Source organism: Bartonella sp. 220B (genome assembly GCF_026930205.1).
Lineage (GTDB): Bacteria > Pseudomonadota > Alphaproteobacteria > Rhizobiales > Rhizobiaceae > Bartonella.
On record NZ_JANHOI010000018.1, the window covers coordinates 1 to 14,752 of the forward strand.

At 42.3% G+C, this 14,752-nt stretch carries 6 protein-coding genes; 5 read left to right on the plus strand and 1 reads right to left on the minus strand.

Going from position 1 to position 14,752, the window contains the following annotated elements; genetic code table 11:
- The 5 genes from NPX99_RS07920 to NPX99_RS07940 form a co-directional block, all read left to right on the plus strand.
- Nucleotides 1-1,430: ShlB/FhaC/HecB family hemolysin secretion/activation protein (locus NPX99_RS07920; RefSeq protein ID WP_269031311.1), on the plus strand; the 1,430-nt coding region annotated here is incomplete at its 5' end.
- A 93-nt stretch (nt 1,431-1,523) separates the two neighbouring features.
- On the plus strand, nt 1,524-9,047 hold the full coding sequence (locus NPX99_RS07925) for a two-partner secretion domain-containing protein (protein ID WP_269031312.1): 7,524 nt from the start codon (nt 1,524-1,526) through the stop codon (nt 9,045-9,047).
- A 20-nt stretch (nt 9,048-9,067) separates the two neighbouring features.
- Complete coding sequence (locus NPX99_RS07930) at nt 9,068-9,541, plus strand: SMI1/KNR4 family protein (protein WP_269031313.1); 474 nt, start codon at nt 9,068-9,070, stop codon at nt 9,539-9,541.
- Nucleotides 9,538-10,008, plus strand: coding sequence for an SMI1/KNR4 family protein (locus NPX99_RS07935; RefSeq protein WP_269031314.1), 471 nt, complete (start codon nt 9,538-9,540; stop codon nt 10,006-10,008). Before NPX99_RS07930 ends, NPX99_RS07935 begins: the two co-directional genes overlap by 4 nt.
- Nucleotides 10,009-10,010: 2 nt before the next feature.
- Nucleotides 10,011-12,647, plus strand: coding sequence for a DUF6990 domain-containing protein (locus NPX99_RS07940; RefSeq protein WP_269031315.1), 2,637 nt, complete (start codon nt 10,011-10,013; stop codon nt 12,645-12,647).
- Between the two features lie 634 nt (nt 12,648-13,281).
- Here NPX99_RS07940 and NPX99_RS07945 read toward each other — a convergent pair.
- On the minus strand, nt 13,282-14,752 hold a 1,471-nt coding region (locus NPX99_RS07945), incomplete at its 5' end, for a type ISP restriction/modification enzyme (protein ID WP_329957950.1).

The window sequence follows — 14,752 nt, forward strand, 5'->3', positions numbered from 1 at the left end:
TTAATGATATCAATAAAGTGCTCAAAGCGGTTACCATGCTTTACGTCAAGCGTGGTTATATCGCTGTGCGGGCTTATTTGCCTGAACAAGATTTAAGGGGAGGTCATTTACAAATTGTCGTTGTTGAAGGTGAGATAGAAGATATTACTCTTGATGGGCATAAAGTTGAGAGGCAAGAGCGCGGCGAAATCACCACAGCTTTTCCAAATCTGATTGGTCATCCGGCCAATTTACGCGCGATAGAACAGGGGCTTGATCAAATTAATCGTCTTTTTTCTCGTCAAGCCACTCTTAATCTTGAAGCTGGAAAAGTTTTTGGCGGTTCTATCCTTGATCTCCGTATAACCAAACAGAAAGCTTGGAGTTTTACAGTTTCCAGTGATAATCTTGGTGCTCATGCCACAGGTCTCTACCAAACACGCTTGAGCTTTTCTTTTGATGATTTGTTTGCTTCCAATGATCAATGGTCGTTTAGCTATCAGCGCTCCATGGATGGCGGACCATATCACTTCTCCAAAAAGCGTCCCAATAGTGATACGATCACTGGCTCCTTTTCCATTCCCTATGGTTATTGGACAGCGGGTTTTGATGGGACGTGGAGCCAATATCATTCGAGTGTTAAAGGCATATTTTCTGACATTTTAACATCGGGCAAGTCGTTATCGCTTACCCCTTGGGTTTCACGGGTGATTGCCCGTGATCAAGAGGGCAAGACCTGGCTTACGGGACGATTGACCTGGAAGTATGCCGATAATTTTATTCTGGGCAGTAGGGTTGATGTATCGAGCCGTAAATTGGCTATTGCGACCTTTGAATTTGACCATATGCACCAATGGCTTGGAGGAGAATTGAATGTTCATCTAGGGTTTTATAAGGGTTTAGCGATTTTAGATGCCTATGATGATAAAGAGCAAGAGATTGTTTCGCTCAATGCGCCTAAAGGGCAATTTAGAAAATGGTCTTTTTCTTTGGGCTATGTGCGCCCTTTTTCACTCCATTCATATCATTTTCGTTACAATAGCCTGCTTTCAGGGCAGTGGTCTCCCGATACATTGTTTGGTTCAGAACAAATATCGTTAGGGGGCAATTCATCTGTGCGTGGGGTGCGTGAGGCAGTTTATTACGGCAATAACGGAGTGTTTTGGCGCAATGAGTTGTCCCTGTTATTGCCAGGTTTTACTTCCGAAAAAGGTCGTAAAGTGATGAGCCAATTTTCTCCTTATCTGGCGCTTGATTTGGGTGCCGTGGTCGATGATGCCAGCAAAAATAGTTTTGGTGGTCGCTTGATTGGAGCAACGCTTGGTTTCCATGCGGCTGGAGAGATGATGGATATTGATTTGTCTTATTCCAATCTTTTGAAGGCATCGACACCGATAGAGAAGGGGAACCCGGTTGGAGTCTTTCAAGTGCGGGCTTTGTTAAGGTTTTAGAATAAGGGGCGGTAAAGATATCGCCTTGTTGTTTAGACCCTTTGGGGGGCTTTTTTTACAAAAAGATTGATAGGATTTAATGAGGAGTGAAAGATGCGGGGATTGAAGAACCAACAGCATAAATTGGGGTATGGAGACAAGTTCGGGCATCGTGCTCTTGGTATTTTGCAGAAAGGGGCTCACAGGGGGCTTTCTCTGGTTTTAAGCTTTTGCTTAGCCTTTCAGCCATTTTTATTGCAAGCACAAGCGCTTGGTGCGCAAAGCCCTGTTGTGCAAGAGAGCCAAGGGATTAAAGCGGCTGATGGGGGTGGCTCTGTTTTCCGCCCAACGGTGGGCGTAGCAGGCAATGGTGTGCCGCTGATTGATATTGCTCGTCCCAATGGACAAGGTCTTTCTCATAATAAATATGACAATTTCAATGTTGATGCCCATGGTGTGATTTTAAACAATTCCACAAAGGAAGTTTCACGTTCACAGCTTGGGGGATTGGTGCCTGGTAACGGCAATTTGCGTGGTGTTGGGGCAGCAAAGGTTATTCTCAATGAAGTGGTGAGTGCTAATCGTTCGCGTCTTGAAGGGATGACGGAGGTTCATGGGCAAGCGGCTGATGTGATTATCGCTAATCCCAATGGACTTACCTGTAATGGTTGCGGCTTTATCAATACACCACGGGTGACCTTATCGACTGGGTGGCCGATTATTGAGGCTGATGGTTCTTTGAGTGGTTTGCGCGTTGAAGGCGGGACTATCACTATAGGTGCGCATGGGGCTGATGGAAGTTCGTTGGATGTTTTTGATCTTGTTTCGCGCAAGATCCGTGTAGAGGGTCCCATTCAAGTCAAAGGGGAATTGGCCGTTATAGCGGGGCATAATCATTTTGCTTATGGGAAGCGAGAAGCAACGTCACTTGGCTCTGATGGCAAAGAGACGGAATTGGCAATTGATTCCAGCGCGTTTGGTGGGATGTATGTGGGGAAGATCCGGGTTGTTTCCAATGATCAAGGTGCGGGTGTTAAGATGCTTGGCAATATGGCGGCCAATGCCGGCGCCATGAAGTTGACCAGTGATGGCAAGCTGGTGCTTGCCAAAGCACGTGCCAAAGGATCCATCAAAGCCCATTCCCATCATGACAGTGTGCATGTGAACGATCTGGTTTTTTCAGAACAGGCGGTTGAACTAAAAGCTTTGAAGCATGTTGAACTGGCAGAGCATGCGCGCGTTGCGGCAAAGGATGCTGTTGATGTGCAGGCTTCTACCATTGCCCTTAAATCGGATGCTTTGTTGGCGAGTGGTATTGGCAATGATGGCACGCAGTCAGCGACGGGTTCTTTGCATCTTAAGGCAGCAAGACTTGAAGCTGGCGATGGACGGATAGCTGCTGGTGGTCTTTTAGAGATCCAAGCCGCAAATATTGATTTTTCGCGTATCAAAGACAATGGGCACACAGGGGTCTCTTCCCTTGGTGATATGACCATTGAAAGCAATCACATCAATGCTTTCAACAACCATATTGGTGCGAGCGGGAATATCATCTTGAGAGCCGATGGGGCACTCAACGTAGGGGATGGTCATTATAGTGCTGGTGGTTTTCTTTTGATGGAAGCCGCACAATTGTCTTCTCGCGCCAATTTAGGAGCAGAGCAAAAAATTGACCTTTATGCGCATAGTGGTGATCTTCTTCAAGAGGGGACTGTCTCGTCTAATGGGGAGATCACGCTCAATGCCCATGACGCTCTCAATCACACCGGTGCGATTGTCAGTCTCCAGAAGGTTTCCTTGACAGCGGGCACCATGCTGACAACCGGACGAGAGAGCACGATTTTAAGTCATGATGTTGTTGTGAATGCTGATGCTCTCACCCAAGCGGGGGCTGTAGAAGCACAAGAGGGCATATTCACCCTTCAAACACGTGATGGGGTCATCAATAGCGGTACAATGCGCGGTGATAGCGTTGATGTCCATGCTGGTGCTTTGACCAATCAAGGTTTGTTGATTGCTAACAATGCTATGCAACTGATGATCCGTGCCAAGGAAGGGGCAGAGGCGCAACAAGCCTTTGTAAGAAATGCCTCTGGAGCCGTTTTGCAAAGTGGGGGCGCTTTTGTCTTATCCGCAGGGCACTTAACCAATGCCGGTAGCATGGGCTCCAGTGGTGAGAATGTTGCCCTCAATATAGAGGATGATGTCAACAATAGTGGGCTGATTTATGGCAAAAAATCCACAATGCTTGCCATGGATGGTGCTTTAACCAACAAGCATGGCAAGATAATCGCTGAAGAGGATCTCACCCTTGGTGGGTTGAAGAGAGAGCGTGCTGGGCATGTGGTTAATGAAGGAGGTGTTTTGAACAGCCTTACCGGCAAGATGAAACTTATCGCAACCTCTTTAACCAATAAAGGTGCCAAACCAGCCAATCCATCGCGACAAGATGCAGCGTTACAGGAGCAACAGAATATCACGCTCAATGAGGGGGAAGCAGCCTATATCTTAGCGCGTGGTGGTTTGCTGATAGATGTTAGTGCTTTTGAGAATCGTGACAGTCTGCTCTCTACGCAAGGTGCTCTCAGTGTTGTTGCCGACAGGATAGCGCAAGCTGGCATTGTGGAAAGTGAAAGTGGTGATCTTCAACTGACCAGCCGCGGTGAGTTGATCAATAGCGGGATGATCGCAAGCAATAGTGCAATCGCTCTTGAAGCAGGAAAGGATCTGCTACAGAGCGGACGGATTGTTTCGCAAAAGGGGGTAGAGCTCTCCAGTAATGGCACATTAACAATGGAAGAGCCAAGTGAGGTTGCTGCCTATGCTGTCGCCCTTAAAGCGAAGACATTGAACCAAGCAGGGCATGTGGAAGCACAAGGTGGCACGCTTACCCTCAAGAGCCATGGTGTTTTAAGCAATACCGGTACCATGGTGGGTGGTGTTGTTGAAGCACAACTTGGTTCTTTAACAAATTCTGGACAGCTTTTAGCCAAGGATACTTTAACGCTTGTGGCAGAAAATCATGATCCATTATGGGAGCAGGGTGGTCTTCTTTTAAATGGGGAAGGTGGGGTTCTCAAAAGTGGTGGCGCTTTTGTTTTAACTTCTGCTGCTTTGAGCAATGCTGGTAGCATGGGTTCGAGTGGTGATGGCGTTACCCTCAATATGACGGGGGATATCAGCAATAGTGGGCTGATTTATGCCAACAAGTCAGCAACCCTCTCCTTGGATGGAACATTCCTCAATAAATTTGGTGATATCATTGCTGAAGACAGTCTCATTTTCCGTGGTTTAAGTGGAGAACGGGCTGGTTCTGTAATCAACAGTTCTGGGCTTTTAGAAGCCGTCTCCGGCGATATGATCTTCGATGTCTCTTCACTTACCAATATACGTGAAGGTGGGGTGGAAGTGACTGATGAATTGGTTAAACGCCACATCTTTGAAAGATCAGTTACTGAAGAAGATGGTTGGCTTTTTGTTGATACAACTACTACAACTACAAGAGTTACAACCACGATCACTCGTCAGCAGCCCCATTTTACCAATGGAGCTGCCCAGATTTTGGCAGGGCGTCATCTCACGGTTCATGCCGGCGATATCCGCAATAGCTATAGTTTGATTGCTGCTAATGGCAATATTGAGATGCAGGGCGATACGCTGCTCAATGAGGGGCGCGATTTAACTGAAACAACCAAGATTGAGAAAACAACACGTACCGAGACTACATCTGGTGATTTTTTGGGTGCAGGGTTTATTCAATTGGGAGATACAGACACATGGGATTATGTTAGTAATCCTGTTATAACCACACGCACTTATGATGTTGTTTATGGCACGATTGAAGCAGGTGGTACTCTTGATGTTAAGGTCAAAGAGACTCTTGACAATCATGCGGTGCGTGGGGGAGCAAGCCAGGTTGGTTTAAGTTCTGGTGATAAAAGCTTGGCTGGTATTAAAAATACCGATTTTGATAGTTCAAAACCACTGATCAGCAAGGATCGGTTGGAGGGCATTATCAAGGGTTTGACGGGGCATAAAGCACTTTTCGTCCCGAGCCCGCAAACACCAGCAGCACAATCCATACAGGTGCCAACCCAAGAGGGGCTTCGTTCTGTCAAGACAGAGTTGGTAGGCACGCAAACCCCGCAAGTATCATTTGTGGTCGAAACACGTCCAGATTTTATTAATCCAAGCAAATTTTTAGGGTCTGACTACTACTTAAAAAAGATTGGCAATTATAAGCCTGAACAAGTGTTTAAAAGGTTGGGGGATGCTTATTTTGAATATCGCTTGGTGGGGGAGCAAATCTTTGAGTTGACTGGCAATCGCACTCTGTTTGAGGTTGAAGATCCCAATGCCCAAATGCAAAGGCTTTATGACAATGCTGTCGAGCAGCAAGGTCCCTTGGGGTTAGAGCTAGGAAAACCCTTAACGCAAAAGCAGATTGCTGGGATCAAAAAGGATATGATCTGGCTTGAGACAATTGAGAAGAATGGACAAGAAGTTTTGGTCCCGCGGGTTTATTTAGCGCCAACCTCGTCTTTTGCACAGGGTGTTGAAGGAACACAAAGATCCCAACAAGGAAACCTTGCCAGTGCCCGCCTGAAGGGAAATGGGATCAGCTTCAATGCGGACAGCTTTACCAATAGTGGTGCTGTACTCAGTCATGATGCATTGCATGTCACGACCAAGCAAAGTTTGTTCAATGATGGTGGATTTTTAGATGCATCTGGGTCTTTAGAGCTCACCAGTGATGGTTTTTTAGCCAATTATTCTGGTGTTGTTCATGGTGATATCATCACCCTTACTGCTCAGAGCATAGCCAATGGAACGGCAAAAATCCGTGAGATTAATGAATATGGTTTTGTTGACCGAGCGGGGCAGAAGGGACAAATCCTCTCTGATCATCAATTAAACATCCATACCCTTGGTGATTTGAGCGTTGAGGGCGGGGAGTTTACCAGCGGCGGTCCGATAACAATGATTGTCAATGGTTCTGCCAACTTTAGTGCCTTGGCGCTAGAGAGTGAACACAAGGAGAGCTTGGACAAAGGGCATTATAACGCCCAAAGCAGTTTCCATCAGTTGAGTGAACTCAACAGTGGGGACGATCTTAACCTTGTTACAAGCGGCGATCTCACCATGGATGGGGTTAAGGCTAAAGCAAAGGGCGATGCGCGTTTTGACAGTGGCGGTGCTCTGAGCATGACTTCGGTGCAAGATTTTGACAGTTTTGATTTAGACCTTAGGGGCAAAGAAGGCGACAAATCGAAGCAAAAGAATAAGTTTCGTCAACAATCAACAGAAGTTACCACAAACAAAAGCACGTTTGACATTGGTGGCAACCTTTCCATGCATGCGCAAAACGGGGATTTCACGCTTGGTGCGGTAGGGCTCTCAAGTGGTGGTGAGACGCATTTGACGGTAGATAAGGGGAAGATCAAGTTTCTGACCAATAAGGATCAAGATTTTAAGGAGGTTTATCAGCGTAATGAAAACCTTGTGTGGTGGAGTGAGAGTGACAAAGGTCACCTTAAGGAGACCATCAAACATGTGACCATGGAAGCTGGGGGTGGTATTAAGATTGAAGCAGGCAATGGCATTGTTGTTGAATATGAGGCAACGGGTGATTTAGACAAATCCCTTGAACAATTGTCTCGCTCGCCGGGGATGGCATGGATTAAGCAACTGCGTGATGATCCGGTTTTAGCCAAGCAAGTGGATTGGCAAGCAGTTAAATCTGAATTTAAACACTGGGATTATAAAGCCCAAGGTTTGACAGAAGCCGGAGCGGCTTTGGTGGCATTGGCTGTTACAGCCGTTACGGGTGGAGCCGCTTCCACAGCTGCTGGTGCCATTACCGGTGCTTTGGGTGTTGGCTCGAGCGCTGCCATGAATGCAGCAATACAAGCCGGTGTGCAAGCACTGATTAATAAAAGCGCTGTGGCACTTGTCAATAATCGCGGCAACATTGCCGGCGCATTGCATGAGCTTGGCTCTTCCAAGACACTCCTCAGCATTGTCTCTTCCATGGTGACAGCGGGTCTGACCAGTCAATTAACAAGCATGGCAGGGGTTGGACAATCTTTGCCCAAAACGGCTCCTTTTGTCGAGCGGATTGCCCATGAAGCAGAAAAGAACCTGATCAAAGCTTCTATTGGCGCAGGCGTGCAAACGGTTCTTGAGGGAGGTTCTCTTGACAAGAACTTTATTACAAACCTGCGCACCGCTCTGTCAGGGACCATCGGCAAGGCGTTAGCGGAAGAAATTGGCACTGCTAAGGCGGATGGTAAAATAGACACGGTCACTCAGATTGTTGCCCATGCGGGTCTTGGCTGTCTTGTCGGCGCCACTGCCAATGGCGCTTGCACCGCTGGTGCTGTGGGGGGTGTTGTGGGAGAAGCTACAGCTATGCTCCAGTTTAAACTGTGGGTGCAAGGCATTGTACGAGAGGAAGTGGGGGATCTGAATGGGCGCACACCCACACCAGAAGAACAAGCCCGCATCACGGCAAGAATTGATGTTGAGTTTCCTGATTTTAGAGACAACACCATTAATGTTGCACGGGCTGCGGGAGGTTTTGCTGCTGGCCTTGCCGGTGGTGATGTGAATAGCGGTGCTGATGCCGCAGGAAATGCTGCGGAAAACAACTACCTCAGTAGTGCTCAACAAGCACAGAAAAAGAAGGAGTTAGAGGAGTGTCCAGATAAGTGGTGCCGAAGAGACGTTGAAGAAAAATGGCTCGAGATTGATGACCAACAAGATGTGTTTTTTTCGGTAGGTGTGGTTGCTGGTGCACCCGCTGAATTATATGAGACGGCTCAAGGTTTTTGGCAAATAGCTAGCCATCCCATAGAGACTTTAGAAGCACTTAAATCTCTAGTAACGAGTGGAAATGTTACAGAAACAATAAAGCAATCTTATCTAGAGCGTATTAATTATCTAGAGGAGGAATATCAAAGAGCGGGAATTAGCGGATCGTTTCATGCTGGAGTTGAACTTGGAAAATTATTGACTGAAGCAGCATCTCTAGTGGCGGGAGGTGCTGGGTTAGCCAAGGGTGGTGCAAAGCTTATTGCCAAGCTTACCGAAAAAACTCTTGCTAAAATCGCTGTTAAGGCTGAAAAAACCGTTGCAAAAGCAGGTAGTGAAGCTTCTCAAACACTCGGAAAGATGAGTGATGAAGTTGTTGCAACTCAATATTTGGGGCAGGAAAGAAAATTCTGGTCAGCCGATCCCATTGAGGTTGAGTTTGAAATAACAAACAAGGGAGAAAAAATTACTCAGAAAAACAAAGTCTATCAGAGAGAAGATCTGTTCGATCCTAATAGAATTGTTACTTGGAGACAGGGAGGAAAAGAAGTAAAAGGTACAAATATTGAGAGAATGAAGACAGGAAGAGCTCCTCTTGATGCTGATAATAGGCCCATTGAATTGCATCATATGCTGCAAACACATGATGGTCCCATAGCAGAGGTTACCAACGCATTTCATAACGAACATAATTCTGTTATTCATATGAATCCTAATACAATGGGATCAGCTATTGATAGAGATATTTTCGATAGATGGAGGGCGAAATACTGGAAAGAACGTGCTAAAGGTTATGAAAAGAAAAATATAGAAGCTAAAAAATAACAATTTATGGAGAACAAATTATGGAAACTTATACTTTAGCTGATGTTGCACAATTAATTAATAAGTATCCGGATGTTATCGACTTTGGCACTGCAGAGGATGCACCTGATGATATATTGATTGAAAAGGCTGAGAGAACTCTTGGTTTACAATTCACCTCGTCCTACAAAAGTTTTTTGAAAAATTATGGAGGAGGAGAAATTGGAGGTTATGAAATTTTTAGCATTTATAACGCAAGTTTTGAAGATAATCCTGCTGGTGATATTGTTTATTATCACTTAACAGATATAAAAAATGGTTTAGCAAAACCACAGCAGCTTGTTGTCAATAGAACAGATTTTGGTGAGACATTTTACTTTGATTATACTCAGTTTCAGGATGGTGAATGCCCACTCTACGTCAAGATTCCATCTGGAGCGTCACATTATTATGCAAGTAATTTTTATGAATTCCTTTGTAAAAAAATTAAGGACCATGCAGGCGAAGATTCATGAAAACCTATACCTTAGCTGATATTGCAGTACTAGTTGATAAATATAGCGATAGTGTCGATTTTGGCTCTACAGATGAAGCAGTTGATGATGTACTAATTGAAAAAGCAGAGAAAACTCTTGGTTTGCAATTTACATCATCTTATAAGAGTTTTTTGAAAAATTATGGAGGAGGAGAAATTGGAGGGTATGAAATCTTTAGCATTTATAACGCAGGTTTTGAGGATCATCCTGCTGGTGATATTGTGTACAAAAACTTAAACTATAGAAAGAAGGGCTTAGCAAAACCACAGCAACTTGTTGTGAGTAGAACTGATTTTGGTGAGACCTTTTACTTTGATTATACTCAGTTTCGAGATGGGGAGTGTCCGCTCTATCTTAAGTTTCCACCTAGCGATTCCCAGTATTACGCAAGTAACTTTTATGAATTTTTATGCAAAAGAATTATGGAACATGCTGGGGGGGAATGACGATGCAAACCAAAGACGCAACAGAGATTTTAAAAAAAGTTGATTGGGAGCCCCATCGCGATGAAATGGGTGATATGTTTGCTTATTATCACCTCCCGGATCGCATAGTGCGTATTCATTATGGTGTCATAGATTATGGACAGGATAGCGGTAGGTTATGGGTTTCGTCCAGTCTCACCACTGTTGCCTATTGCCTTGGCTGTGAATACATTAACGGTAAAGAATCGCAACATCAATATGAGGATATGCTGATTTCTTCAGAAGAAGATTTTGGAGTTACAGCGCTGGAGTTTTTTGAAAATCATGTCAAGCTAGCTTTAAACAAAGTGTTAGCTTGGGCGCAAGAGCAAGATATTAAGCAAAAATTACGTGAAGAATCTGCCAATCATTCTCTCGTTGCAAAAGCTCTACTCGGCGATATTGAGGCTTTAAGGAATTACAAATCTACATCTCAATTATATACACCAGAGTTTTCTGATTATGAAAAGATGACGCAGGTTGAGCGTGCCATCTTTTTTGCTGAGGCTTATAAAAATAACGAATTGGATGATCTTTTGGCACGCAAAAAGCCTAAACAGCGTTCGATAAGTCTTACAACAGCAACTCGTATTCTCAAAACCCAAGGGTGGCTTGCCACAGAGCCTGGGAAAATGTGGTTGGTTTTGCCGGATCGTTTTATTCAATTTAATTTTGGTTTTATCCGTCTTCATGATGATTACAATGTCCATCTTGAAGCAGAGATCTCCAACGAAGAGATTTCTGTAGCTTGCCATTATATTCACGATAGTGGAAAATATAAGAAGATATCAGCTACAAATATTTATGAGTCTTTTAATACGATTGGGGGAGGGCTTTTTAGTGGTGTTGATAAAGGGATTGATATTCGTGTAGAGACATTAAATGAGCAGGAGCTTATCAAAATCTCTGAGCGGATAATACAATGGGCACGCGCTCAAGATTTGCGAGGATCGATAGAAGGCAAAACGCTTGTTCAAAAATATAACTACAATACAGATATAATTTGGCATTTGGCTTGTTTAGCATTGACCGGAAAAATCAATGTGCTGAAATCTTATCAAAATTCACTTGTGTTAGGTACTATTTCTGAACATTTGGAAAGAAATATTGTAGAAAAGTCTGTTAAGTACGCGGTTGAATTTGCTGAAAAACATCTAAAAATTCTAAAAGAGCGAGAGGTGGCAGATGCACGCATTGGTGTACAGTTCTTGGCTCTCCTGAATACAGTTTCTAAAACATTAAAAATGATGAACTGGACAGTCTATCGCGACAAAAATTACAATTATAATGCCTATTTTATAAGCAAAGATCGTATCATCAATATAGTGTACAGTTTTGATAGAAAAGGAAAAATACCGGTTGTTGTATTTAAGGCTTCACTTTCAACACTTGCCTTTTCTACCGCTCATCGGGATGTTTTTTTCGAGAAGTCTCAATATATAGCTCTCAAAGAGGCAGAAGAAGTTTATACAGTTTCTAGTGTTGAAGTTGAAGAAGGCAAACTAAAGCAGATCTGTGCGGATATTCTTGAGTGGGCAGATCAACAAAATGTCAATCAAATTATCTATGATTATGCCGCTTTGCCAACAGATAGTGAATTTTGCCTTGCAGAATTTCACCTTATTGCACTTATTTTGACTGGCAATGTCAAAAAACTCAAATTTTATAAGGAGAGTTTTCAAAGAAAGAACTATCTAGGCTTTGTGGATACTATCACAAGATATGATATTGGCAAGGCTCTTACTCTTGCACAGGGTTATCGAACGTTTTTTTCAAAAAACGCTCCGATTTTATTCCTCGATTCACCAAAAACGTCCCTTGATTCCAAAACAGCGCTGCTTGAAGAGGAAGAGATCGATGAAGTTGATGAAACGGATGTTGGTGATGATCGTCTTACCATGGAGAGTGCAACAACACTTTTAAAAAGTTTGAATTGGGCAGTGAAGAAAATTGCAAGGGATGACTATATAGCAAGCTATCAATTGGCTGATCGTGAAGTTGATATTCTTTATAATGACGAAATTGCCAAAGATTATCCGCAATTTGATAGTGCCTTTTTAATTAGCACCGGTATTCTTGCTGCTGCTTGCAAATTCATTGATCCTACCCACGCGGAAGATATTCCAGATATACAGCTTAATTTTGAGGCAAAGGGATTGAAAATCTTTGAAGCAGAGGTGAGTGCGGATCGTTTAAAGCAAGCACTTGATGATGCATTAGAATGGGCGGTAAGCGCCATTGATCTTTCTGAAAGACTTCGTTGTGATTATGGCACCGCGCCTTGGGAAAAGCATGCAACATCTAAAGCAGGCAATAAGGATTATGCTTTACTTCATCTTGGTGCCCTTGCTTTATTGGGTGATATTGAAAGCTTACAGTCTTATCAACAAAGCTTTGTGACAGGAGATCATCTAGGCTTTGATGAGAATATCAACCAAATCCATCTTGAACGTGCATTGGTTTTAGCCAAAGAAGTAGCAAAGGTGAAACAAGTGAGCTACGCTTTGATTAAACAGGTTGGAGAAAATTTTGATGAACAACGAGAAGTTTCTAGTGAAGAGCAGCCTCGCTCTTGGAAAGAGAGGATCACTCAGTTTATCGGAAAAAAAGACAAGAAATAGTATCTAAAAAAATAATGCGTTTTTTCTCATATGAAAGCATCAAAAAATACCTATTGAATTCTTATAGCATTATCAAAATCTCTTTTTATGGGGCTTTTGTCTCTTTTGTTAGTTTTGTCTGTAAATCTTAACAGACAATTCTTATGATTTTAGTGAGTGTTTAAACCCTATCTTATGAGAAGGCATATGGCTCTTTAAAGCCTTTCAAAAGAGAGTGTGTAATTATGAAAGGCGCTATCAAGATTATTATCGTTATCAGTTTTGAGGGTTTTGAGGGTTCTTTTAGGACCCCATTTTAAAAAAAAATTTAGCAAAAAATAAAAACCATTATATTTCAATATGTTAAGATTTTGAAGATTTTTAAAATACAATCATTATTGACAATACAACCTATAAATACAACTGATGGTATAGGTTTTGAGGGGTTTTGAGGGTTTCTATTTTATAATTTTTTCATTTCATAAAATAAGTGATTAAAAGTGCAAAACCTTTCTTTTGAGAAGAGCGCATGGTAAATCTTTCCTTTTAAGAGTGTACATAATCATCTTTAACAAGAGAGTATAGATATAAACTCTATACTCCTTGTAAGATGTGCATACCCATCATGTGAAATATGAGTATGCTTTTAATAAGACTATTCAGTTTCTCTTAATTCCAATTTTGGGAGGTTTTTAACAATCTTCATTGTTTCTAAACTTACCGTAATAACCCTTTGAAACAATTCCAATGGATAAGCAGGGTTTCCAATGGTCTCAACAGCATAGCAATTGGCATCATTCACAATGCCACTCTTTTTATCGGTCTTTACACATTGACGCCCCATAACCCATTCAAGAGCGGGTTTACCATTTACGATATATTCATAAGCTTCAAGAGGAATATCTGTTATTGTGATATTACGATTGTAAATAACAGTGGATTTATCCTTTTCCTTACCATTCCCAGCAAATTTCATTTCTGTAACGTAATAAAACTTCTCAGGATTAGAGATACTTGTAAGTTTTGGATTGCCTTTTTTAAAGGTTACGGGATAAGGTTCTACAGTTTCATAATTGACGTGCAAATTGCCTAATTCACGCCCTGCTGTAACAAACATCCAAAAATCTTTAGCACTCTTTACGCAAGGGATGCGAGGGAGCTCTTTAGAGAGATTATCAGCATAACGAGCACGATAATCTTTTGAATGCAAGATCCCGTAAACATAATAGAAGATATCATCTTTCGTTATGTTTTCATTCGGATAAGCGGCTTTAAAATGTGCTAATCCTTCATCAGTGATGGCATCACGTCTCTGTAAATCAGCAGTTTTGTTTTCTTCTGTAGAATTTGCAAATAAATGAGACTGTTTTTCATTTTTATTTTTTGAAACCGCAACATCTTCATAAAGATATCGTGGAAAACATTGACCATTCTCTATCACTTGATAATCAGGCAAAGTTCTAGCCATAAATATAGAAAAGCCCCTTTTTGCTCCTGTACCTGTAAGTTGTATCACCCTATTATCAACAACTTTTCCCATAGGGAATATACACGGTATTTGATAAACCATTTCATTGAAACCACGATTATAATAGAGCCACTGGTGTGTAAAAGGACGACATAGACTTTGAGTAAGATATGTCTCTTCAAATTCAAAAACTTTTCCTTTTGTTAATTCTTGTTTAAGTGCACGGCTCCAACTAATTTTTTGTGTATTTGAATTAACAAAATCATTTACAGTATTTGCACGTGTTTTATGATCAGCATGTGGATAGGACTCATTAAAACGTTTCACTTCGCTGTTATAGAAAGCAATCATGTTACGCATATTTTTTGCTAAAATCTTACGACTTGAGTTATATACCCAAGCATCACGACTGGTTACGATACCACAGGAGAATGTCTCAAAGAGCTTTTTACCATGACCTTTCTTATCACCTAAGGTTAGGAATGTTTTAAAATTGTCATCACGTTGATTGATCCAATCACCATGCTTGTCTGGTGTAATAATTTTCCAACCTGATTTATCCGTGATGCCAGCAATACTACCAAAGGATGCGATTATAGCGAGTTTCTCTTTTCTACTGAGATAATCCCCAATATCACGAAAATATATTTTACCATGT

What these genes read in the sequence shown, in the direction of transcription:
- NPX99_RS07935 (WP_269031314.1), top strand. Translation starts at nt 9,538, where the DNA reads ATGAAAACCTATACCTTAGCTGATATTGCAGTACTAGTTGATAAATAT.
- NPX99_RS07940 (WP_269031315.1), top strand. Translation starts at nt 10,011, where the DNA reads ATGCAAACCAAAGACGCAACAGAGATTTTAAAAAAAGTTGATTGGGAG.
- NPX99_RS07925 (WP_269031312.1), top strand. Translation starts at nt 1,524, where the DNA reads ATGCGGGGATTGAAGAACCAACAGCATAAATTGGGGTATGGAGACAAG.
- NPX99_RS07930 (WP_269031313.1), top strand. Translation starts at nt 9,068, where the DNA reads ATGGAAACTTATACTTTAGCTGATGTTGCACAATTAATTAATAAGTAT.